The sequence below is a fragment of the Algihabitans albus genome (assembly GCF_003572205.1).
Lineage (GTDB): Bacteria > Pseudomonadota > Alphaproteobacteria > Kiloniellales > DSM-21159 > Algihabitans > Algihabitans albus.
In genome coordinates this window covers 513,929-534,957 of the sequence record NZ_QXNY01000002.1, presented here as the reverse complement: position 1 = coordinate 534,957, position 21,029 = coordinate 513,929, and the positions used below count along the sequence as shown (strand labels likewise).

At 65.4% G+C, this 21,029-nt stretch carries 23 protein-coding genes and 1 riboswitch; of the genes, 16 read left to right on the top strand and 7 right to left on the bottom strand.

All coding sequences use genetic code 11. The features are described from left to right. Nucleotides 1–269: 269 nt before the first annotated feature. Nucleotides 270–1,187, bottom strand: a complete 918-nt coding sequence (locus DBZ32_RS04120) for a hypothetical protein (RefSeq protein ID WP_119165823.1) — start codon at nucleotides 1,185–1,187, stop codon at nucleotides 270–272. A gap of 413 nt (nucleotides 1,188–1,600) precedes the next feature. Here DBZ32_RS04120 and DBZ32_RS04115 point away from each other — a divergent pair, with 413 nt between their 5' ends. The 10 genes from DBZ32_RS04115 to DBZ32_RS04070 all read left to right on the top strand — a co-directional run bounded on the left by DBZ32_RS04115 (nucleotide 1,601) and on the right by DBZ32_RS04070 (nucleotide 10,196). Continuing rightward, on the top strand, nucleotides 1,601–2,740 hold the full coding sequence (locus DBZ32_RS04115) for an isobutyryl-CoA dehydrogenase (protein WP_119165822.1): 1,140 nt from the start codon (nucleotides 1,601–1,603) through the stop codon (nucleotides 2,738–2,740). A gap of 234 nt (nucleotides 2,741–2,974) precedes the next feature. Further along, the gene (locus DBZ32_RS04110; RefSeq protein ID WP_119165821.1) at nucleotides 2,975–4,036 is read left to right on the top strand and encodes an enoyl-CoA hydratase/isomerase family protein; all 1,062 of its coding nucleotides are present in this window, start codon (nucleotides 2,975–2,977) and stop codon (nucleotides 4,034–4,036) included. 58 nt (nucleotides 4,037–4,094) lie between these two features. Then, the gene (gene mmsB, locus DBZ32_RS04105; protein ID WP_119165820.1) at nucleotides 4,095–5,000 is read left to right on the top strand and encodes a 3-hydroxyisobutyrate dehydrogenase; all 906 of its coding nucleotides are present in this window, start codon (nucleotides 4,095–4,097) and stop codon (nucleotides 4,998–5,000) included. Nucleotides 5,001–5,091: 91 nt separating this feature from the next. Beyond that, the gene (locus tag DBZ32_RS04100) at nucleotides 5,092–5,748 is read left to right on the top strand and encodes a glutathione S-transferase family protein (protein ID WP_119165819.1); all 657 of its coding nucleotides are present in this window, start codon (nucleotides 5,092–5,094) and stop codon (nucleotides 5,746–5,748) included. A gap of 55 nt (nucleotides 5,749–5,803) precedes the next feature. Further along, nucleotides 5,804–6,403: a LysE family transporter gene (locus DBZ32_RS04095; protein WP_162906548.1), complete on the top strand. Its 600-nt coding sequence runs from the start codon at nucleotides 5,804–5,806 to the stop codon at nucleotides 6,401–6,403. 101 nt (nucleotides 6,404–6,504) lie between these two features. Beyond that, nucleotides 6,505–6,652, top strand: a riboswitch (FMN riboswitch). Between the two features lie 73 nt (nucleotides 6,653–6,725). Continuing rightward, nucleotides 6,726–7,241 carry a 6,7-dimethyl-8-ribityllumazine synthase gene (locus tag DBZ32_RS04090; RefSeq protein WP_119165817.1) on the top strand — a complete coding sequence of 172 codons (516 nt, stop codon included), beginning with the start codon at nucleotides 6,726–6,728 and terminating at the stop codon, nucleotides 7,239–7,241. A gap of 95 nt (nucleotides 7,242–7,336) precedes the next feature. After that, a complete protein-coding gene (locus DBZ32_RS04085; protein WP_119165816.1) occupies nucleotides 7,337–7,786 on the top strand; it encodes a MerR family transcriptional regulator in 450 nt (149 codons plus the stop codon). Continuing rightward, a complete protein-coding gene (locus tag DBZ32_RS04080) occupies nucleotides 7,783–8,244 on the top strand; it encodes a PaaI family thioesterase (protein WP_119165815.1) in 462 nt (153 codons plus the stop codon). The genes DBZ32_RS04085 and DBZ32_RS04080 overlap by 4 nt, the downstream gene beginning before the upstream one ends. Nucleotides 8,245–8,293: 49 nt before the next feature. Next, nucleotides 8,294–9,466: an isovaleryl-CoA dehydrogenase gene (locus tag DBZ32_RS04075; RefSeq protein ID WP_119165814.1), complete on the top strand. Its 1,173-nt coding sequence runs from the start codon at nucleotides 8,294–8,296 to the stop codon at nucleotides 9,464–9,466. A gap of 262 nt (nucleotides 9,467–9,728) precedes the next feature. After that, nucleotides 9,729–10,196: a MarR family winged helix-turn-helix transcriptional regulator gene (locus DBZ32_RS04070; RefSeq protein ID WP_119165813.1), complete on the top strand. Its 468-nt coding sequence runs from the start codon at nucleotides 9,729–9,731 to the stop codon at nucleotides 10,194–10,196. Nucleotides 10,197–10,216: 20 nt separating this feature from the next. Here the strand turns inward: DBZ32_RS04070 and DBZ32_RS04065 are convergent, their stop codons facing one another. The 4 genes from DBZ32_RS04065 to DBZ32_RS04050 are packed head-to-tail and all read right to left on the bottom strand — an operon-like array spanning nucleotide 10,217 to nucleotide 13,506. Beyond that, nucleotides 10,217–10,972, bottom strand: a complete 756-nt coding sequence (locus DBZ32_RS04065) for an LrgB family protein (protein ID WP_119165812.1) — start codon at nucleotides 10,970–10,972, stop codon at nucleotides 10,217–10,219. Then, nucleotides 10,969–11,343 (bottom strand): CidA/LrgA family protein, encoded by a 375-nt coding sequence (locus DBZ32_RS04060; RefSeq protein ID WP_119165811.1) that lies wholly within the window; start codon nucleotides 11,341–11,343, stop codon nucleotides 10,969–10,971. Before DBZ32_RS04060 ends, DBZ32_RS04065 begins: the two co-directional genes overlap by 4 nt. 55 nt (nucleotides 11,344–11,398) lie before the next feature. Further along, nucleotides 11,399–12,400, bottom strand: coding sequence for a patatin-like phospholipase family protein (locus DBZ32_RS04055; protein ID WP_119165810.1), 1,002 nt, complete (start codon nucleotides 12,398–12,400; stop codon nucleotides 11,399–11,401). Continuing rightward, nucleotides 12,397–13,506: a mandelate racemase/muconate lactonizing enzyme family protein gene (locus DBZ32_RS04050; RefSeq protein WP_119165809.1), complete on the bottom strand. Its 1,110-nt coding sequence runs from the start codon at nucleotides 13,504–13,506 to the stop codon at nucleotides 12,397–12,399. Before DBZ32_RS04050 ends, DBZ32_RS04055 begins: the two co-directional genes overlap by 4 nt. A gap of 200 nt (nucleotides 13,507–13,706) precedes the next feature. Here DBZ32_RS04050 and DBZ32_RS04045 point away from each other — a divergent pair, with 200 nt between their 5' ends. Next, nucleotides 13,707–14,855: an iron-containing alcohol dehydrogenase gene (locus DBZ32_RS04045; RefSeq protein WP_119165808.1), complete on the top strand. Its 1,149-nt coding sequence runs from the start codon at nucleotides 13,707–13,709 to the stop codon at nucleotides 14,853–14,855. A 25-nt stretch (nucleotides 14,856–14,880) separates the two neighbouring features. On the opposite strand, the gene DBZ32_RS04040 is transcribed toward DBZ32_RS04045, so the two are convergent. Both DBZ32_RS04040 and DBZ32_RS04035 read right to left on the bottom strand, forming a co-directional pair. Continuing rightward, nucleotides 14,881–15,495 carry a pyridoxamine 5'-phosphate oxidase family protein gene (locus DBZ32_RS04040; RefSeq protein WP_119165807.1) on the bottom strand — a complete coding sequence of 205 codons (615 nt, stop codon included), beginning with the start codon at nucleotides 15,493–15,495 and terminating at the stop codon, nucleotides 14,881–14,883. Further along, on the bottom strand, nucleotides 15,492–16,640 hold the full coding sequence (locus DBZ32_RS04035) for an acyl-CoA dehydrogenase (protein ID WP_407923486.1): 1,149 nt from the start codon (nucleotides 16,638–16,640) through the stop codon (nucleotides 15,492–15,494). Before DBZ32_RS04035 ends, DBZ32_RS04040 begins: the two co-directional genes overlap by 4 nt. 282 nt (nucleotides 16,641–16,922) lie before the next feature. Here DBZ32_RS04035 and DBZ32_RS04030 point away from each other — a divergent pair, with 282 nt between their 5' ends. The 5 genes from DBZ32_RS04030 to DBZ32_RS04010 all read left to right on the top strand — a co-directional run bounded on the left by DBZ32_RS04030 (nucleotide 16,923) and on the right by DBZ32_RS04010 (nucleotide 21,014). Next, the gene (locus DBZ32_RS04030) at nucleotides 16,923–18,188 is read left to right on the top strand and encodes an adenylate/guanylate cyclase domain-containing protein (protein ID WP_119165806.1); all 1,266 of its coding nucleotides are present in this window, start codon (nucleotides 16,923–16,925) and stop codon (nucleotides 18,186–18,188) included. 88 nt (nucleotides 18,189–18,276) lie between these two features. Then, nucleotides 18,277–18,531: a DUF6898 family protein gene (locus DBZ32_RS04025; RefSeq protein WP_119165805.1), complete on the top strand. Its 255-nt coding sequence runs from the start codon at nucleotides 18,277–18,279 to the stop codon at nucleotides 18,529–18,531. A 129-nt stretch (nucleotides 18,532–18,660) separates the two neighbouring features. After that, nucleotides 18,661–19,422 (top strand): ABC transporter ATP-binding protein, encoded by a 762-nt coding sequence (locus DBZ32_RS04020; RefSeq protein WP_208539094.1) that lies wholly within the window; start codon nucleotides 18,661–18,663, stop codon nucleotides 19,420–19,422. 5 nt (nucleotides 19,423–19,427) lie between these two features. Further along, nucleotides 19,428–20,129, top strand: a complete 702-nt coding sequence (locus DBZ32_RS04015) for an ABC transporter ATP-binding protein (RefSeq protein ID WP_208539093.1) — start codon at nucleotides 19,428–19,430, stop codon at nucleotides 20,127–20,129. 9 nt (nucleotides 20,130–20,138) lie between these two features. Further along, nucleotides 20,139–21,014 (top strand): branched-chain amino acid ABC transporter permease, encoded by an 876-nt coding sequence (locus DBZ32_RS04010; RefSeq protein WP_119165802.1) that lies wholly within the window; start codon nucleotides 20,139–20,141, stop codon nucleotides 21,012–21,014. Nucleotides 21,015–21,029 lie beyond the last annotated feature (15 nt).

Below are 21,029 nucleotides of genomic sequence, written 5' to 3'. Positions count from 1 at the left end.
GCCCCTCAAATCCCGGGAGCCGGTTCGGCCGGCCAGACCCAACGGGACATATGCGCTGCTGCGCGATGGCCCGGACAACATAAAACCCGCCGCGGCAAGCCGGGCGGGTTCATCCGCCTCTCTTTAGCCGCATTTCTAAAGCGCCCGCAATCTGAGGTTCAAATCGGCGCTGAAGATACGATGCGCAAAACCGGACCGTCGGTCAAGACGCAACTGTCGAAAGGCTGCGACCAGGCGCCGCGCTCGGTCCGGGCGGTCGTGAAGCTCGGTTAGGCGGCCTCGCCCATGAAGGGGATCGAGATGTCCTGGCGGATTTCCGCGACACAGAGAACCAGGGGGTCGCCTTTTGCCGTGTGGCTGGGCAGGAGCAGGCGGCGATAGGGGACCCAGGCCGGCTCTTCTCCGTCCGGTACGATCAGCGAGCGCACGTCCTCGAGATGAGGGCGTCCCGACGCCACGACCTCGCGATAGGCGCGCAAAAGACGGTTCAATTGGTCCGGCAGCAGCCAAGGAAAACTGCAGAGCTGGCCTTCCAGGCTCTGCGCCGTCTCTGTCCCCAGTGCCTGCGCGATGGCATGTTGAGCGCCGATGTGATGAACCAATGCGCTGGTCTGGCGCGCTCGCGGCGGCGACATGACAAGCAGGTGCTCCGCCAGCCAGGTGATCGGCCGGTCTTCCGCCCAAATCCGCTCCGAAGCGTCCCAGGCGGCAAGCGCGCGTGCAGTCACCGGCACATCCTCACGCTCAATTTCCGAGCGCTCCAACCGGGGCTCGTAGGGCGAGAGACGGGCGACCGTCAGCGGCGCGATGAAAGCGACATTGCGGAAATGGCGGGTCCGGTCGAGCCGCCGCGCGGCTGCTTGCCGGTCGGTGAAGACCTCCCGGTTCCAGCCGCCATGGAAGAAGTCGAGATGAATCTCGCGATAACGCTCATGCAGGATGCAGGTCTCGATCGCCTTCAGACTTTGAGGATCCACATGGCGAACATCCCACTTGGCGTGCAAGCAGCCGCCTTGGACCAAGGCTCTGACCATACCCAGCCAGCGAAAAGCATGGCCCTGCTGGCGCTCTGCGATCGGTTCGCGCAGGTGTTCGAAAGGGCTGGCCGGATCGACCCTGTGCCAGTGTCCCAGATCGTCAATCCAGTACAGGCAGTTGGCCGGCTTGATAACTGTAGCTATCGACACTTGAGAGACCTATCCCTGCCGGACCGCCCCTGATGCCAGGGCTCCCCGACATCCGTCCGGCGCCACGGTCTTCCGCTAAACAGTCTTCCGCTCAACCGCATGGCCGGACCTGACTTCTCCGCATTTTGCCGCGTCGCATCCTATTGGTGAAGGCCTTAATGATTCTCACTGAAATCCCAAAGATGATCCTGTGACGATTCTGTTGGGTTACTTCATCTCTCGCGGGTGTGCAGCTGCGACCCGAACGCCCATCGATAGCTGCCTGACGGTTGTCCGATGGCCGTGCGTTGACAGACGACAGCTCCCCTCTATCATCCCCGTCTTTCGCTAAAAGCGGGAAGAGAAAATCTCCGTTCGATTACGCTAAACAAAATAAAAGAAGTTAAAATATATCTAAAAGAGGCGGATAAAGTATGGATTTCCGGCTGAATGAAGATCAGCGGGCCTTTCGGGATATGGCGCGGAAATTCGCCAATGACGAGATGGCGCCCCACGCGGCCGGTTGGGACGAGGGGCAGATCTTCCCGGTCGATGCGCTGCGCAAGGCCGCCGGACTTGGTTTCGCCGGTATCTACATCGCCGAGGACGTTGGCGGGTCCGGCCTCGGCCGCTTGGATGCGGCGATCATCTTCGAAGAGCTCGCCGCCGCCTGTCCCTCGACCGCCGCTTATCTGTCGATCCACAACATGGCCTGCTGGATGATCGACCGCTTCGGCGACGACGCGCAGCGGCAGGCCTGGCTGCCGAAACTGATGACCATGGAGCAGTTCGCCAGCTACTGCCTGACCGAACCCGGCCATGGGTCCGATGCCGGTAATCTGACGACCCGGGCTGAGCGCGTCGGCGACCACTACCTGCTGAACGGGCAGAAGGCCTTCATTTCCGGCGGCGGCGAGTCGGATGTCTACGTCGTGATGTGCCGTACCGGCGGCGAGGGCCCGAAGGGTATCTCCAGTCTCGTCGTGACGAAGGACATGCCGGGCGTTTCCTTCGGCAAGAAGGAGGTCAAGCTCGGCTGGAACAGCCAACCGACCCGCTCCGTGATCTTCGAGGATGCCCGCGTGCCGGTCGCCAATCGGCTGGGCGAGGAAGGGATCGGCTTCAAGGTCGCGATGATGGGCCTCGACGGTGGCAGATTGAATATCGGCGCCTGCTCGATCGGCGGCGCGCGCTTCTGTCTCGAGCAATCGCGCGACTACATGAAACAGCGCCGCCAGTTCGGCCAGCAGCTGTCGGAGTTCCAGGCCTTGCAGTTCAAGCTGGCCGACATGGCGACGGACCTGGAGGCCTCGCGCCTGCTGATCCATCGAGCCGCCTGCCTGCTGGATGCCAAGGATCCGGAGGCCACGCAGTATTGCGCGATGGCCAAGCGCTTCGCCACCGACGCCGGTTTCGCCATCGTCAACGAGGCCCTGCAGTTGCACGGCGGCTACGGCTATATCCGCGAGTATCCGATCGAACGCTACCTGCGCGACCTGCGGGTCCATCAGATCCTCGAAGGTACCAACGAGATCATGCGGATGATCGTCGGACGACAGCTTCTGGCGGACTGAGGCAGCTTCGCTGGACAAAGCCGGGGCTTTTGCGCTTCCTAGAGCAGGATCGTCTCAGGCGGAAGCGCTTCAGCGCTTCCGCCTGAGACGTGAATCATACTCTAATCATAAGGTTAGAGTGCGATTTGCGTCCCTGATGCACGCGATACCGTGTCCATCAGGGATGATCGCGCTCTAGCCGCTGCCCGCCCGTGAGCGGACACGAAGCGGTAGAGAGGGGAGACGCAGCAGCTGATGAGCCAAGAGTCCGAAATCGAGTTCGAAACCCGCGGCCCGCTGGCCGTCGTAACACTGAACCGCCCGGAGGCGTTGAACGCCCTGACGCTCGGCATGATCCGGGCGCTGCAGCCGAAGCTTGAGGCCTGGGCGGCCGATGATGCGGTCAAGGCCGTGGCCATTAAGGGGGCCGGGGAGAAGTCCTTTTGTGCCGGCGGCGACGTGCGTGCGGTCTGGCAGGCAGGCAAGGAGGGTAGCGCGCTGACGCGCGAGTTCTTCTACGAGGAATACAAACTCAACCGCACCATCCACGTCTTCCCCAAGCCTTATGTCGCCCTGATCGACGGCATCGTCATGGGCGGCGGGATCGGCCTGTCCGTGCATGGCTCTCACCGGGTGGCGGGCGACCGGACGTTGGCCGCCATGCCGGAGACGGCCATCGGCCTCTTTCCCGATGTCGGCGGAAGCTGGTTCTTGCCGCGCCTCCCGGGGCGCCTCGGTCTCTGGATGGCCCTGACCGGCGCGCGCCTGAAGGCGGTCGATGCGCTCTATGCCGGCCTTGCGACCGATTATGTGCCCGCCGCCGACTACGGCGAATTGGAAGCGGCCTTGGCGCAGGCCCTGACCGAAGGTGGCGACGCCGCGGCGGCGGTCGATGCTGCCATCGCGCGCTTCGCGACGGATCCGGGACCGGCGCTCTTGGCCGAACAGAAGGCCGAGATCGACCGGCTGTTCGCGGCCGACGGCATCGCCGAGATCCTGTTGGCCCTGAAGGCGGATGGCGGGGACTGGGCGACGAGCCAGCTCGAGATCCTGGAGAGCCGCTCGCCGACCTCCATGAAGGTCACGGCAGAGCAGCTCGTGCGCGGGCGCAACCTCGATTTCGACGCCTGCATGACCATGGAGTACCGCATGAGCCAGGCGGCCATGGCGGGGCATGATTTCTACGAGGGCATTCGGGCCGTGCTGGTCGACAAGGATCATGCGCCGAAGTGGCAGCCGGCCAAGCTCGCCGAGGTGACCTCGGAGATGCTGGAGGCCTACTTCGCGCAGCCCGACTCCGGCGATCTGACCTTCTGACGAGGCGCGGATCACCGGCGACACAAAAGAAAAAAGAGAACAGCGGGAGGAGGAAGGCATGGCGGATATCGGTTTTATCGGACTCGGCAACATGGGCGGTCCCATGGCGAAGAACCTGGTCGCGGCCGGTCATGCGGTGAAGGGGTTCGACGTCACGCCCTCCGCCGTCACCGCCGCCGAGGCGGCCGGCATCGTTCCAGTCGAGACGGCGGTCGCGACGGCAGCCGATGTCGAGGTCGTCTTCACCATGCTGCCGGCCGGTCGGCATGTGCGCGGCATCTATCTGGGCGAGGATGGCGAAGGCGTCGTCGCGGCGGCGCGTCCGGGCACGGTGATGATCGACAGCTCGACCATCGACATCTCCTCCGCGCGCGCAGTTCACGCGGCGGCGGCGGCGGCCGGTCATCTGATGGTCGATGCGCCGGTGTCCGGCGGCGTCGCGGGGGCGGAGGCGGGGACTCTGACCATGATGGTCGGCGGCGCCGACGCGTCCTTCGAGGCGGCCAAGCCCTACCTGGAGATCGTCGGTGGCAAGGTGATCCACGCCGGCGGGGCGGGCAACGGGCAAGTCGCCAAGGTCTGCAACAACATGATTCTCGGGATTTCGATGATCGCGATCTCCGAGGCCTTCACCTTGGGAGACAAGCTCGGGCTCGACCCCAAGGTGTTGTTCGACATCTCCTCGACCGCCTCGGGCTCTTGCTGGGCGATGCTGCACCACAATCCGGTGCCCGGCATCGTCGAGACGGCGGCCGCCAATCGTGACTACAAGCCGGGCTTCGCCACGGCCATGATGCACAAGGACCTGCAACTGGCCCAGGCGGCCGCGCAGGAGGCGGGGGCCGCGACGCCGCTCGGCGCCGAGGCCGCGGCGCTCTACACCCTCTTCGCCAACGCCGGGAACGCGGATCTGGACTACTCGGCCATCATCAAGCTGATCGCGGGCAAGACGGAGACAGCTTAGCTTCGCTCATGCGTGACATGAGGCTTTGTTGCTTGTCGCCCTTGGCGCCACGTCGCAATCTCGCGCGCAGCGCAACGGGGAAGGGCAGACGATGAAGCTTTACTGGAATCTGCGCTGCGGATCCTTCGCTCCGGAGGCCGTGGCCGTCGAGGCGGGGCTGAGCTACGAGCGGGTGCGGGCCGACCACCGGGCGAGCGATCCGGCCCAGCGCGCCGGTTACGAGGAATTGAAGCATCATAATCCCATGGGGCAGATCCCCACGCTGGTCCTCGATGACGGGCGCGTCATCACGGAGTCCGCGGCGATCGCCCTCTGGTTTGCGGAGTTGAAGCCCGAGGCCGCGTTGCTGCCGCCGCCCGGCAGTCCCGAGCGTGCCTGGGCCCTGCGCTGGCTGATGTATCTTGCTTGCGAGATCTATCCGGTCGATCTGCTGGAAAGCTATCCCGAACGCTATGTCGCCACGCCCGATCATGCCGAGGCCTTGGTGTTGGGTGCGAATGCCCGCATCGACCGCGATTGGGAGATCATCGAGCAGGCCCTCGGTGAGAGGGCGGGCGAGGGTCCTTTCTGGCTCGGCGAGACCTTCTGCCTGACCGATCTCTACACCGCCATGGTGCTGGCCTGGCACCGCGAAGGACGCGATCATCTCGCCCGTTCTCCAAAGCTTCAGCGGCTTCTGGAAGCGACAATCACCCGCCCGAAGATCGCGCCGCTCTGGGCTGAGTACGACCTCGGCGCGCGGTTTTAATCCGCGCCTTTTGGAGACTAGGCATTTGGAGCCTTGGACGATCTTCGCCACCGTCATGACCCTGTATCTCCTGGCGGCCATGACGCCCGGTCCCAACCTGCTGGTGACCGTGCAGGCGAGCATGGCTGGGGGAAGGCGCAGCGGACTGTCCGTCGTTTTGGGGATCATGGTCGCGTCGATGATTTGGGCGGCCGGCAGTTTGCTGGGCCTCAACCTGCTCTTCGCCCTGGCGCCTTGGCTCCATGGTGCCATGATGGTCGCGGGCGGTGCCTTTCTGATCTGGATGGGCTTGAACCTGCTGCGCAGCGCGTGGCGGCCTCCGGAGATGCGGCGTGACGGCGGCCTGCCGGCGCGGCCGTGGGGGTGGCGCGGCTTTCGGCAGGGCCTGCTGGTCAACTTGGCGAACGCCAAGTCGGCGGCTTTCTATTCCAGCCTCTTCGCCGTCTCGGTTCCGCCCGATGCGCCCGGCTGGCTGATCGCCGCACTCGTCGGGGCCGTGGGTCTCGGGGCCGGTTGCTGGTACGGCAGCATGGCGCTGCTGGTGACCCTGCCGCCGGTCGCCCAGCTCTACCGCCGCGCGGAACGCGGTCTGACAGCGCTTTCCGGTCTCGTCTTCATGGGCTTCGGGATCAAATTGCTGGCCGGCCGCGCGTGACGGCACCCAACTCGACGCCGTGCCGTCGACTGCGCGCCTTGGACTTGTGACGCTGTCTCGCTCCGCCTAAGCTGCGGGGCGCTCCGCAATCTGCAGGAGCGCGTTGTTCTCAGGGCGGGGTGGAAGTCCCCACCGGCGGTGAGCACATCCGTGCGAGCCCGCGAGCGCCTTCCGGTTCGACCGGAAGGGTCAGCAGATCCGGTGCAACTCCGGAGCCGACGGTCATAGTCCGGATGGAAGAGAGCAATCGGCAGAGCGCGTCTCGAACGAGACGGGCTTTCCGGGGTTGCTCGCCCTGATTCACGTCGATTGGAGACATGACATGAATCAGAAGCGGATCCCCCCTCAAATCTCTATCGCCTTCGTTAAGGCCGGCTGGCATGCGGAGCTCGTCGAGCGCTGTGAAACCGGATTCCAGGAGGAACTGGCGCGGCGGAAGCGCGACGACTGCCGAGTGGACACCTTTGACGTGCCCGGCTCTTTCGATATCCCCCTCTTGGCGAAGAAGCTTGCGGCGAGCGGTCGTTTCGATGCCATCGTGGCGGCGGGCTTCGTCGTCGACGGCGGCATCTACCGACATGACTTCGTAGCCTCGACGGTGATCGACGCGCTGATGCAAGTGCAGTTGGAGACCGGCGTTCCCGTCGTCTCCGCCGTGCTGACGCCGCACCATTTTCAGGAACAGCCTCCCCACCTTCGGTTCTTTGGGGAGCACTTTCTGGTCAAGGGGGCGGAGGCGGCGCGGGCCTGTCTCCAGATCGTCGAAACCTTCGGCCGTCTGGTTGAGGCACCCTTGTCCGCGGGTCAGTCGGCCGCGCATCTCCCACAAACCGGCTGACCGCGCCGATCCGCTTATTCGCTTCGCGTATCGCGCCAGACGTCTCTGTGGACATGCTTGACGTTAACGTAAACGTCAATTATTATTTCACCATAATGATCAATCTCCACCAGGACGTTTCGACCATTGCGACAGGCGGCGAGACCTGGGGAATCGCCGATTTGGCGGCGGATTTCGAGACCACTGCGCGGGCAATCCGGTTTTACGAAGCCGAAGGCCTCTTGTCGCCCCGGCGCGAGGGTCAGCGGCGGATCTATGGCCGACGCGACCGCACGCGGCTGCGTCTGATCCTGCGTGGCAAACGGTTGGGCTTCTCGCTGGCGGAGATCCGCGAGATCTTCGGGCTCTATGAAGATGCGGAGACCGGCGAGGCCGGCCAACTGTCGCTGCTGCTGGGCCGCATCGCCGAGCGGCGGGCCGCCCTGGACTCCAAACGCCGGGACCTGGAGGCGGCGTTGGCCGAGCTGGACGAGGTGGAGCAGGGCTGCCGCAGGCGGCTCGGCGAACTGACCGGGACTGGCGCGGCAGGAAAGGAGACATCATGAGCGCCCTGCAACCGAGCGATCCGGAGTGGGAGGCGAAGGTCCGGGAGTCCTTCGCGCGCCAAGGCATCATGGCGACGCTGGGGGCCGAGCTGACGCGCGTCGAGCCGGGCTTGGTGGAGATCGCGGTCGACTTCCGCGAGGGCCTGTCCCAGCAGCACGGTTTCTTCCACGCCGGCGTTACCTCGACCCTGATGGACTCTGCCGGCGGCTACGCGGCCTTCAGCCTCTTTCCGGCGGGGTCCTCCATCCTGACCGTCGAGTTCAAGATCAACATGCTGGCCCCGGCGCAGGGTGCTCGGCTATTCGCGCGTGGCCGGGTCTACAAGCCCGGCCGCACCTTGACGATCTGCGACGTCGAAGGGCTGGTGTTCGGCGACAGGGGCGAGCGCGTCTGTGCCAAGATGCAACAGACCCTCATGCGGATCGACGGCCGCGCGGACATGCCCGCCGCCGGCTGAGACCTCGATCGTAGTCGTCAGACTCATTTCGCTTTGGAGACTCCGCTTCATGATCCCCAACCAGCTTCCCAGCCTCGACTTCGACCTCGGCGAGACGGCCGACCTTCTGCGCGACAGCGTCATGAGCTTCGCGCAGGAGAAGATCGCGCCCCTGGCGGCGGAGATCGACAGGACCGACCAGTTCCCGCGCCACCTCTGGCCGCAGATGGGCGAGCTGGGCCTGCACGGAATCACGGTCGAGGAGGAGGAGGGCGGCGCCGGTCTGGGCTACCTGGAGCATGTCGTCGCGATGGAGGAGGTCAGCCGCGCCAGCGCCTCCGTCGGCCTGTCCTACGGCGCCCATTCCAATCTCTGCGTCAACCAGATCCGCCGCAACGGATCGGCCGAGCAGAAGCGCCGCTACCTGCCGAAGCTGATTTCCGGTGAGCATGTCGGATCCCTGGCCATGAGCGAGACTGGCGCCGGCTCCGACGTGGTTGCCTTGCGCACCCGCGCGGAGAAGAAGGGCGACCGCTACCTCCTCAACGGCTCGAAGATGTGGATCACCAATGCCAGCGAAGCCGAAACCCTCGTGATCTACGCCAAGACCGATCCCGACGCCGGGCCGCGCGGCATCACCGCCTTCATCGTGGAGAAGGACTTCAAGGGCTTTTCCATCGCCCAGAAGCTGGACAAGCTCGGCATGCGCGGCTCGCCCACCTGCGAGCTGGTCTTCGAGGATTGCGAGGTCCCGGAGGAGAACGTGCTCGGTTCCGTCGGCAAGGGCGTCAACGTTCTCATGAGCGGCCTCGACTACGAGCGTGCGGTGCTGGCCGCCGGGCCGCTCGGCATCATGCAAGCCTGCATGGATGTGGTGCTGCCCTACGTGCACGAGCGCAAGCAGTTCGGCCAGCCCATCGGCGAGTTCCAGCTCATGCAGGGCAAGCTGGCCGACCTCTACACCACCATGAACGTCTGCAAGAGCTACGTCTACGCGGTGGCCAAGGCCTGCGACGCCGGAAAGACCACCCGCATGGACGCGGCCGGCGCCATCCTCTACGCCGGCGAGAAGGCGACCTGGATGGCGCTGGAGGCGATCCAGGTGCTGGGCGGCAACGGCTACATCAACGAGTACCCGACCGGCCGCCTGCTGCGCGACGCCAAACTCTACGAGATCGGCGCCGGCACCAGCGAGATCCGCCGCTGGCTGATCGGCCGCGAACTCTTCGAGCAGACGGCCTGACGGCGCGATCTTCCCTCAGGCCGAGCCTGTCGAACCAGGTGGCTTGCACGCGGTGCAGAATCGCAGCCATGGCGGGAACAGCCGGGAACGGGCGAAAGGCCGCGATCAGGCCTCCGAACGGTCGAACTCCCGCAAAGCCGCGCTTGACAAGACAGCTCGAAGACTTCCAGGTAACCTGCGGTGGGTGGCCCTTAAGGGCGCCTTAACCCGCCTCTGCGCCTAATGGCCGTGAAAGATCGTATTTTAGACTGGAGGATGTGCCGTGCTGGCCGCCTATCTTGATTCTCTCCAGGTTGTCGAGCGTCTGCACCGTCAGTTGCTCGAAGTCATCAAGTCCGAGCTGGACCAGCGCGGAATCCGGGACGTCAATAACGTCCAAGCGCTGATTCTCTTCAATATCGGCGATGAGGAAGTGACGGTCGGCGAGCTGACGCTGCGCGGTTACTACCTGGGCAGCAACGTGTCCTACAACGTCAAGAAGCTGGTCGAAAACGGCTATCTGATTCAGGAGCGTTCGCTGCACGACCGCCGCTCCTTCAACGTGCGTGCATCGGACGAAGGCCGTAACATTTGTAAGATGTTGGCCGACTTTTTTGCACGCCATGCGGGTGATATGGGCGAGAGCGGTCTTGTCGAGTCCGAACTGGAGGAGTCGACCAAGACCCTGGAGCGCCTGTTGCGCTTCCTCAGCGCTCCGCAGCGTCTGAGCCGCCTAAGCCCGGCCGCTTAGCAGCCTCAAACGCCGAGGGCCTATCCGAAAAGGCGAAGCAGCAGCGGCACGAGCATCGCCGTTGCAAGGCCGTTGAGGCCCATCGCCAGGGAGGAGAAGGCGCCGGCAACCTCGTTGATCTGCAGCGCGCGGGCAGTGCCGATGCCATGGGCCGAGAGTCCGATGGCGAAACCGCGTGCGCGCCAGTCCTTGATGCGCAGCAGGTTCAGCGTTCCGGTCGCCAGGACCGCGCCCAGGATCCCCGTCAGAATCACCAACACCGCCGTCAGCGAAGGTAGACCGCCGATGGCCTCCGAGACGCCCATGGCGATCGGCGTGGTGACGGACTTCGGCGCTAGGCTGAGCAAGGTCTCGCGAGTCGCACCCAGCAGCCAGCCGATGCCGATGGCGCTGCCGACCGCCGTGGCGGCACCGCCGATCAAGGCGACCAGCAGCGGAATGAGCGTACGCCGCAGGGCCCGGACATTGCGGTAGAGCGGTACCGCCAGCGCCACCGTCGCCGGCCCCAGAAGAAAGTGCACGAACTGGGCGCCGTCGAAGTAGGTGCTGTAGCTTGTGCCGGTGAGCACCAGCAATCCGACCAGCAGCAGCACCGCGATCAGCACCGGGTTGGCCCAGGGACTGAGGCCGGCCCGGCGATAGATCCAATCGCCCAGCAGGTAGGCCGCCAGGGTCAGCGTCAGGAACAGCAGCGGCGAGGTCGCGAGATAGACCCAGACCTCGTAGAGTTCGCTCGCGACCGGATCGAGCGCCGCTTGCGTTTCCAGCTCGCTCATTCTTTCCGCTCCTCCTGCCGCGCTTCGGCGCCGGTGATCCGCGCCGTCAGCGAGAGCAGCAGCGCCGTGACGGCGACGGTGAGGACCGCGCTGCCGATCAGGGCGCCCAGGATGGGCAGCCACTCCGCACGGACCAGATCGAGATGCAGCATCACGCCCACACCGGCCGGCACGAAGAGCAGGGCCAGGTTGTTCAGCAGTCCGTTGGCGACCTGGCCGAGTTCTTCGGGCGGTTCGCCGCCCCGGATCAGAAGACCGAGGAAGAGCAGAGCCATGCCGACCACCGGTCCGGGGACGGGCAGGTCGACCAGCCGGACGGCCGCTTCCCCGATCAGTTGGCATAGCAGGAGCAGGGTGATGAAGAAGAGCATGGCCGATCCTCCTTTCAGGAACAGATCGAGTCTCGCCGGTTCGTCGAGTCGGGCCTTACTCCAAAAGGCCTGCCAAATCGTCGAGCGAGGCGCGTAGGGCCGTGCGGCCTGCGGCGATGGCCTCCTCGGCGCGATTGAACTCCAGCAGCGCCATGTTCTGCAGCGCCGGCTCGATGAGCAGGTCGGGTGGATCGGCCGCCAGACGGCTGCGGGTCACGTAGTCCTGCAGGATGTGGATCGAGCCGAAGACGACATCGAGGTAGCGCGGAATGTCGGCCTGCAGAGCAGAATCGGGCGTGTGAGCGAGGAGGGCGCGCAGGCCGGAGTCCAGGGGCAGGTTGCGCAGGAGCGTCTTCACCCCAGGCAGCGGGAAGCGCGGCCGGCCGGGGCTGCGCCGCTGCTGCCGGCGCTGTTGACGGCGGTTGGCCATTCCCGAGGTGAGGTTGACCGCGATCACCCGTTCGGCCCCCAGCGCGCGCGCCAGGGTGACCGGGACCGGATCGACGATGCCGCCGTCGACCAGCCACTGGCTGTCGCGCTTGACCGGTGCGAAGAGCCCCGGCATGGCGAGCGAGGCCAGTACGCCCTCGGCGAGAGGCCCCTCTTGGAGCGCGATCTCAAGGCCGGTCGCGAGGTCGGTTGCGACGCAGGCGAAGCGCGGTGAGAGGCTCTCGATCGCCTCGTTGTGGTGTGGCTTCAGCAGCCGCCGCATCAGCCGGCCGCCCCCCAGCAAGCCGCCGTTGGCGATCCGCAGGTCGAGCGTGCGCAGGGCGTCGAGGCGATTGAAGGTGAGCGCCCAGTCGGTCAGCCGGTCCAGACCCCCGCTGACATAGGCCCCGCCGACCAGCGCGCCGATGGAGGAGCCGACCACGATGTCGGGGTGGATGCCGGCCGTCTGCAGTTCCTGCAGGATGCCGATGTGGGCCCAGCCGCGCGCCGAACCGCTGCCCAGCACCAGACCCAATCTCGGTCGGGTGCCCGTCCTTGCGGCCTCAGCCTTCGCGATTCCCGTCTTTGCGGAGTCGCGGGCCGCAGCGCTTGTCCGGCTCGGGCTCACCCGATTCGCGTCTCCGCCAGCCGGTCCTCGTCCAGATCGATGCCGAGACCAGGCGCCTCGCCGAGCAGCAGTTGACCGTCGTCGTTGGCGACCACTGCCTCGGTCAGGCCGAAATCCCGCCGTTCCGGCGTCCAGGCCGGCGGATCGAAGGGGTACTCCAGGAAGCGGCAACCGCCGACTCCGGCGGCCAGGTGCGCGTTGGCCAGCAGGCCGATGCCGTGCCCCCAGGTGTGAGGCGTGAACTCCAGGCCGGCATCGAACGCGCTCTGCGCGACGCGGCGAAGACCGCTGATCCCGCCCGTGCAGACCACATCGGTCTGGATCACGTCGAGGCAGCGGCGGGCGACGATTTCCCGCAGCTCGTGCAACTCCCGGGTCATTTCGCCGCCGGCGATACGCAGGTCGACGGAGTCGCGCAGTCTGGCCATGCCGTCGTAGTCGCCGCGATGCAGGGGTTCCTCCATCCAGTAGATGTCCAGGTCTTCCAGACACTCCGCGACCAGCAGGGCGTCCTTGAAGGTCCAGGGCAGGGACGTGTCCCAGGGCATGCGCCAAGCCTGGTTGCAGTCGACCATCAGTTCCAGATCGTGACCGACCGCCTCGCGAAGCTGCTCGAGCACGGCGACGTCCTGGCGCCAGTGCGGTCGCTGGAAACGGACCTTCAGGGCCGAGAACCCCTCTTCGCGCAGGGCCTGCGCCAGGTCCACCAGCTCCGCGCCGTCGCGCAGCGAACCGGAGGAGGCGTAGAGAGGCACCCGGTCGGAGGCACCGCCGAGCAGCCGCCAGATCGGTTCGCCCAGGATCTTGCCGAAGAGGTCCCAGAGGGCGATGTCCAGCGGCCAGCAGCGCCCGTAATGGAATGAAAGGTTCTCGATAACCCGGAAGTGCCGGTCGAGTTCGCGCGGGTCCTGTCCGACGAAGAGATTTTCGTGGCCGGCGAAGCCGGGCATGGCGTCGCCCGCACCGATCCCGACAAGGCCCACGTCCGTTTCCACGCGAACGAGCTGCAGATCGAAGTGTCGGCGGGGTCGGGTATCCCAGGAGGCTTGGAACGGAGGGTCGAGCGGAAGACGATGAACGCTTTGAACGATGCGTGTGATTTCCATGGTTGAGACTGTCGATCTCTCCGGCTGAAGTGAAAAGGCGCGACGAGCCTGCGGATCGTCAGGCAGGCCGTCAACGAAAAGGCAGCTTGGTCCCCGAGAAACCTCGACGACATGTCGATTTTGCAAGTATAGCGTCTCGGTCCTGCAGGGTGGTTTTGCAAGAGACCAAAGCGTGGTGATGAGGCGATGGCGGCAGTGGAATGGCGGTAGTGGAGTGGCAGCGCGGGCCGCGCGCGATCAGTGGGCAGGGCGCGCTCGACCGTCTGGGCGTCGAGGCCGGGAGGCTGACGGGGCGGTCGACCGCGGTTCTGCTGGTTGCGGATCCTGGCGTACCCGCCCTGGCGGATCGGGTGGAGGCGCAGCTCTCCAGCGCGGGTCTCGCGGTGGCGCGCCATGCCGAGGTGGCTGGCGATCCGAAAGCCGAGCAGGTCGAGGCGGCGGCGTCCCTGGCACGCGAGAGCAAGGCACGGCTGATCATTGGCCTGGGCGGCGGTTCCGCCTTGGATGTCGCCAAGCTGGCGGCGGCGGCGGCGGGCGGATCGGCGCCCGTCCAGGACTATGCCCTGGCGGCGCGGCCTTTTCCTGCCGGGGCCTTGCCGGTGATCGCGATTCCCACCACCGCGGGCACCGGCTCGGAAGCGACGCGAGTCGCGATCTTCTCGCGCGGCGACGGCGCCAAGCTCTGGGCCTGGGGCGACGAACTGCTTCCCAAGGTGGCGCTCCTCGACCCCGAGGCGACGGTCGGTTTGCCGCCGCATCTGACAGCGGCGACCGGGGTCGATGCGCTGGTTCACGCCATCGAGGCCGCGACCAATCGTAACGCCGACAGCTTCTCTCGGGCGCCGGCACTGGAGGCGGTCCGGCTCGTTGCGGGCAACCTGGGCAGAGCCGTCACCCGGGGCGACGATCTGAAGGCACGCGGACAGGTGCAGCTTGCCGCCTTTCTGGCGGGCCAGGCGATCGACACGGCGGGCACAGGGGTCGCCCATGCGCTGGGGCATGCGCTCGGGACGCTCGGACGGGTCCATCATGGCCGCGCCGTGGGCCTGTCGCTTGCCGTGGCTCTGGCTTCGAATGCTGCGGCGGCGCCCGTCAAGCATGCGGCCGTCGCGCGGTCCTTCGGATTGGACGGCGCCGATGCCGTGGCTGTCGCCGGGCTTGAAGGCGCCTACGTGACACTGCTCGAAGAGGTCGGTTTGGACCGCGATCTAAGCGCGCTCAACCTGGATCCCGCCGCCTTGGCGGCAGAAGCGCAGACGCGCGAAAACGCCCCCATGCTGGCCAGTAACTGCCGCGCTTATGGCGGCGATGAACTTTTGGATCTCTGCCGCCGGCTGATCGCGGCGTGACGTCTCAGTATCGCGGCGTGACGTCTCAGTAGAGCCGGTCCTTATAGGACTCCTGGATCCCCGCCTCGGTCTTTTCGGCGTCCAAGCCGGCGATCTGATCCGCGATCATGCGGCCCAGGCTTGGAAAGCTCTTGCGGTCGATCTGCCTGTCCGGATCCCACAGCTTGGAGCGGATGAAGGCCTTGGCGCAGTGCAGGTAGGCCTCCTCCACTTCGATCAGCAAGGCGGAGGGCGGCAGGCGTCCCTCCACCGCCAGGGGCTCCAGCAACGCGGGGTCGGTGACGATCTGGGCACGACCGTTGACCCGCAGCGTCTCGTTCATGCCGGGCACCATGAAAAGCAGGCCAACCTTCGGATTGGCGAGAACGTTCGAAAGGCTGTCGATCAGCTTGTTGCCCGGCCGGTCCGGCAGCAGCAGGCGGGTCTCGTCCAGCACCCGGACGAAGCCCGGCGGATCGCCGCGCGGGCTGACGTCCTGATTACCCTCGGCGTCCGAGGTGCCGAGGACGACGAAAGGCGAGGCGGCGATGAACGCCCGGCAGTGCTCGTCGAGCCGGGCGAGCCGCTTCAGCTCCGTCGTCGCCTTGGCCGCCCCGTAGCGGTCGCGCAGCGCTTCCAGGCTGCCGATCGCGTCGGTCATCCGAAGGCTTGCAGGCCGGTCTGCGCGCGACCCAGGATCAGCGCGTGGACGTCATGGGTGCCTTCGTAGGTGTTGACCGCCTCCAGGTTCATGACGTGTCGGATGACGTGGTACTCGTCGGACACGCCGTTGCCGCCATGCATGTCGCGGCTGGTGCGCGCGATATCCAGCGCCTTGCCGCAGGAGTTCCGCTTCACGAGGCTGATCGCCTCCGGCATCAGCTTGCCTTCGTCCATCAGCCGGCCGACCCGCAGGGATGACTGGAGGCCGAGCGCGATTTCCGTCTGCATGTCGGCCAGCTTCTTCTGGACGAGCTGGGTGGCGGCCAGCGGCTTGCCGAACATCTGGCGCTCTAGCGTATAGCCGCGCGCCGCGTGCCAGCAGAACTCGGCGGCGCCCATCGCGCCCCAGGCGATTCCATAGCGCGCGCGGTTGAGGCACTCGAAGGGACCGCGCAAGCCGCTGGCGTTGGGCAGCAGGTTCTCGTCCGGCACGAAGACGTCGTCCATGACGATCTCACCGGTGATCGAGGCCCGCAGCGAGAACTTGCCCTCGATCTTCGGCGCCGACAGACCTTCCATGCCCTTTTCCAGCACGAAACCCTTGATCTTGCCGTCGTGCGCCGTCGACTTCGCCCAGACCACGAAGACGTCGGCGATCGGGGAGTTGGTGATCCACATCTTGGCGCCCTTGAGACGATAACCGCCGTCGATCTTAGTGGCCGTTGTGCGCATCGAGGCCGGATCGGACCCGGCGTCCGGTTCCGTCAGGCCGAAGCAGCCGACCCATTCGCCCGTCGCCAGCTTAGGCAGATACTTCTTGCGCTGAGCCTCGTCACCCCAGGCGTAGATCGGATGCATGACCAGCGAAGACTGCACGGACATGGCCGAGCGGTAGCCGCTGTCTACCCGCTCGACCTCGCGGGCGATCAGGCCGTAGGACACGTAGTTGGCGCCAGCGCAGCCGTACTCTTCGGGCAGTGTCGAGCCGAGGAAACCCAGTTCGCCCAGTTCGGTCATGATCTCGCGGTCGAAGCGCTCGTGACGGTTGGCCTCCAAGACGCGCGGCATCAGCCGCTCCTGGCAGTACTGATAGGCCGCGTCGCGGACCATCCGCTCGTCTTCGCTGAGCTGTTCGTCCAACAGAAAAGGGTCTTCCCATTGGAAGCGGGCGGCCGGAGCCTGGGGTGCGGGCTCGAGCTTGGCGGCGGGTTCTGCGGGGCTCACTAGGGTCGTTCCTCCGGTAAGACGTAAGCGTCGTGCTACAGGTTCTACTCAGGTTCTCGTTACTCGGCTTCTAGATATATTGCGTCGTCCTGCGGCGGGGTAGGCTAGGGCCGTCATGGCCGCTATGTCACTGGCGGACTTAATGCCGCTGCCTGACTATAGCACCAGATCGTCAGGACTGCCGCGCCGAAGGAGCGCTCGATGACCGAACTCCCGCCCGAGACCGCCGCCGCCTCCAGGCGCGACATCCTGATCGACGAGATCACGGATTGGCTGATGGAGCAGGCGCTCAAGGGCAGCACGCTCGAGAGTCTCTTGAGGGGAACCCTCGACGGCATGATCGCCGCCGGCTTGCCCATAGCACGGGCCAACGTCGGTATGACGACGTTGCATCCCTTGTTCGAGGCCATCAGCTACACTTGGACGGTCGAACGCGGTCTTGTCGAGGAGCGTTTTCCGCATCGCGATGACGGGATCAGTGAGGAGTGGCGGCTCAGCCCTCTAAAATGGCTGATCGAGCGGAAACTGCCCGTACTCAGGCGGCGGCTCGCGGGACCGGAGGCGATGCTCGACTTCCCGTTGCTCGTGGATCTCGCCGAACAAGGATACACCGATTATCTCGGTTGGCTCGCCGTCTTCGAGGAGGACCGCTATGACGGAGCTGTCGGGTCCTTCGCGACCATGCGCCCAGCCGGATTCACCGAACCGCAGATCGCCGCCATCCGGCGTATTCAGGCGCGTTTGGCCGTCGCACTGAAGGTGGTGATGCGCGAACAGCTCACTCACAACGTTCTCTCCGCCTATCTGGGCGCGGCGGCCGCAGACCGGGTGCTCGACGGCCAGATCAAGCGCGGCGACGGCCAGACCGTCCAGGCCGCCATCTGGTACTCCGACCTGCGCGGTTCGACGGAACTGGCCGAGCAACTGGAGGCCGAGACGTTCCTGGAGACTCTGGATACCTACTTCGACGCGACCGCCGGCGCGGTGATCGCCGAGGGTGGCCAGGTTTTGTTGCTGATCGGCGATGCGGTCTTGGCGATCTTTCCGGTCGAAGAGGGCGGCGCGGCCGATGCCTGTCGCCAGGCGCTCGCCGCGACGCAGCGCGCCTACGCAGACATGGCGGATATCAACGCGCGCCGAACGGTCGATGGGGCACCGCCTTTGCGCTTCGGTCTCGGACTCCATGTCGGGGAACTGCTATTCGGCAACATCGGCACGCGAGAGCGGTTGGAGTTCACCGTCGTGGGGCGGGCCGTCAACGTGGCGGCGCGGCTGGAGGAACTGAGCAAGACGCTCGACCGCTCGGTGCTGGCCAGCACCGATTTTGCCAAGCTTTTGCCGTCGGAGGCTTGGGAGGCGCTCGGCGCTCGCGAACTGCGGGGGCTGGCGGATCCGGTGGAAGTAATGACCTTGGCGGTCGAACACCCGCTTGAGCGGATCCAAGAGGCTGAACGGCGCAAAGCGTGACCCTGCCGCGACGCCGAACGGGCCACAGCGGGGCCGGTGGCCTTTTGCTTAACCTTTCCTTGACCTTCACTGACGAAAGTCTGTCGGCATGGCCAAGTCTCGCGACGTTATTATCGAGTTCTTGCCTTGCGGCGCCTACGTGAAGGTTTCGGCAATCGATGTCGCGACCGGCATTGAGGCGTCGATCGTTGGCGACCCTCTGCGGGGCGAAGCCGCGCTCGAGGATCTGGCGATGAAGAAGCTCGACTACGTCATGGACCGCCGGCGCGCAGGGCGCGGGGGCGGCAAGAGCGGTTCGGCGCGCCCTCAGACCCCATCGCGCCGTAAAGGCCTCTACGTCTGAGTTTTCCGCAGGTCCGGCGGGTTGATCCGGGTGAATGATCCTGGACAGGACGGGTCGGCTCGTCTAGCACATGCGATCTTTTTGTTACGCTACGGTTGAATGGCGTCGCATGACCTGTCTGGAATTTCGGTGATCAGAGTCGAAAACCTCGTCAAGCGCTTCGGCGGCTTGATGGCTGTGGACGACTGTACGCTGGACGTGCCCGCCGGCTCGATCACGGCGGTGATCGGCCCCAACGGCGCCGGCAAGACGACGCTCTTCTCGATCATCGCCGGTTTTCTGAAGCCCAACTCCGGGCGTGTCCTGATGGACGAGCACGACATTACGGGATTGAGTCCACCTGCTTTGTTTCATAGGGGGTTGGTACGGACTTTTCAGATTCCACATGAATTGCCCCGAATGACGGCGCTGGAAAACCTGATGCTTGTCCCGGGGGATCAGAGCGGAGAGCAGGTTTGGGCGGCCTGGTTGCGGCCGGGACGTGTCCGCCGTGAGGAGCGTGCGGTTCGCGAGCGGGCCGAGGAGGTCTTGCAGTTCCTCAATCTCTACGAACTGCGCCACGAACTGGCCGGCCGGTTGTCCGGGGGACAGAAGAAGCTGCTGGAACTCGGCCGCACGATGATGACCGAGCCGCGCGTCGTGCTGCTCGACGAGCCGGCTGCGGGCGTCAACCGGACTCTCTTGGGCAAGCTGACCGAAACGATTCATCGGCTGAACGAAGATCGCGGCTACACCTTCGTCGTGATCGAGCATGACATGGACATGATCGCGGAACTCTGCAGCCCGGTGATCGTGATGGCCCAGGGGCGGGTGCTCGCCAAAGGCAGCATGGAAGAGATCCGGAGCAACCGCGCCGTTCTCGAGGCCTACCTCGGCGTGACGGAGGCCTGAGGCGGATGCTCGAAGCCAAGGGGATGACCGGAGGATACGGCGGCGCCGACATTCTGCACGACGTCGAGGTCGTCGTGGCGCCGGCTGAGATCGTGGTGATCATCGGACCGAACGGAGCCGGCAAGTCGACCGCCATGAAGGCGATCTTCGGGCTGGTTCACCTGCGCGAGGGAGCGGTGCGGTTCGATGGCCGGGACATCACCAACCTGGCGCCCAACAAGATCGTCTCCCAGGGGATTGGCTTCGTGCCGCAGACGGAGAACGTCTTTCCGAGTCTGACGGTGTCGGAAAACCTGGACATGGGCGCCTTCGTGCGGCGCGACGACTTCGAGGCGCAACGGCAAAAGGTCTACGAGCTCTTCCCGATCTTGCGGGACCGGCGGCGACAGCCGGCCGGGCAGCTCTCGGGCGGGCAACGCCAGATGGTGGCGATGGGGCGTGCCCTGATGCTGGAGCCGCGGCTGCTGCTGCTCGACGAGCCGACCGCTGGTCTGGCGCCGGCCGTTGTCAACGACATGTTCGACGCGATCCGCGACGTGAACCGCGAGCTCGGTGTCTCGATCCTGATGGTCGAGCAGAACGCCAAGCAGGCCCTCAAGATGGCCAATCGCGGTTACGTCCTGGCCGCCGGGCAGAACCGCTACGAAGACACCGCCGCGAACTTGCTGGCGAACCGTGAGGTCGCCGAGATGTTCCTGGGGGGCTGACGGACAGAAATGGCGGAACTCCTTCAGCTCGTCTTCTTCGGCCTGGTGCTCGGCAGCATTCTGACGCTGGGCGCGATCGGCCTGTCGCTGACCTACGGCATTCTGAAGTTTGCGCACTTCGCGCACGGCGACTTCATGACGCTCGGCGCCTACTTTGCCTTGAGTTTGGTAGCGACGGCACAGTTGCCGATCCTGGTTTCGATCCCCATCGCCGCCCTTGCCACCTTGGTGGTCGCTCTGATCGCCGACCGTTTGATCTATCGACGGCTCAGGCGCACGCGGCCTGTGATTCTGTTGATCGCCAGCGTGGGTGTCGCGCTGATTCTGCGCTCGGCGGTACAGATTATCTGGGGTCCCAACGTTCAGGTCTATGCCCAGGGCATCCAGTTGCCCTACGTGATCCCCTTTGGCGACGGGGCTGTCCGGATCAAGCCGGACCACCTGATCATCATGGGCGGCGCCCTGTGTCTGGTGACGTCGTTGCATTTTTTTCTGCAGCACACTCGGGTCGGCAAGGCGATGCGGGCCATGTCCGACAATCCGGACCTGGCGCAGATTACCGGCATTGATACCGAGAAGGTCGTGCTCTGGACCTGGGGCATCGGCATCGCCTTGGCCGCGGTCGGCGGCATTTTCGCCGGAATGGATTCGCAACTTCATCCGAATCTCGGCTGGCAATTGCTATTGCCGATCTTCGCGGCGGCGATTCTCGGTGGGATCGGCAGGCCCTACGGCGCGATCGCCGGCGGAATGACGATCGGGTTGGCCCAGGAACTTTCGACTATGGTGATCCCGCCCGAATACAAGCCTGCCGTCTCCTTCGGGATCATGGTTTTGGTGCTGATCGTCAGACCGCGCGGCATTTTCGCCGGCAGCAGCACCTAGGCGCGGAGAGGAACG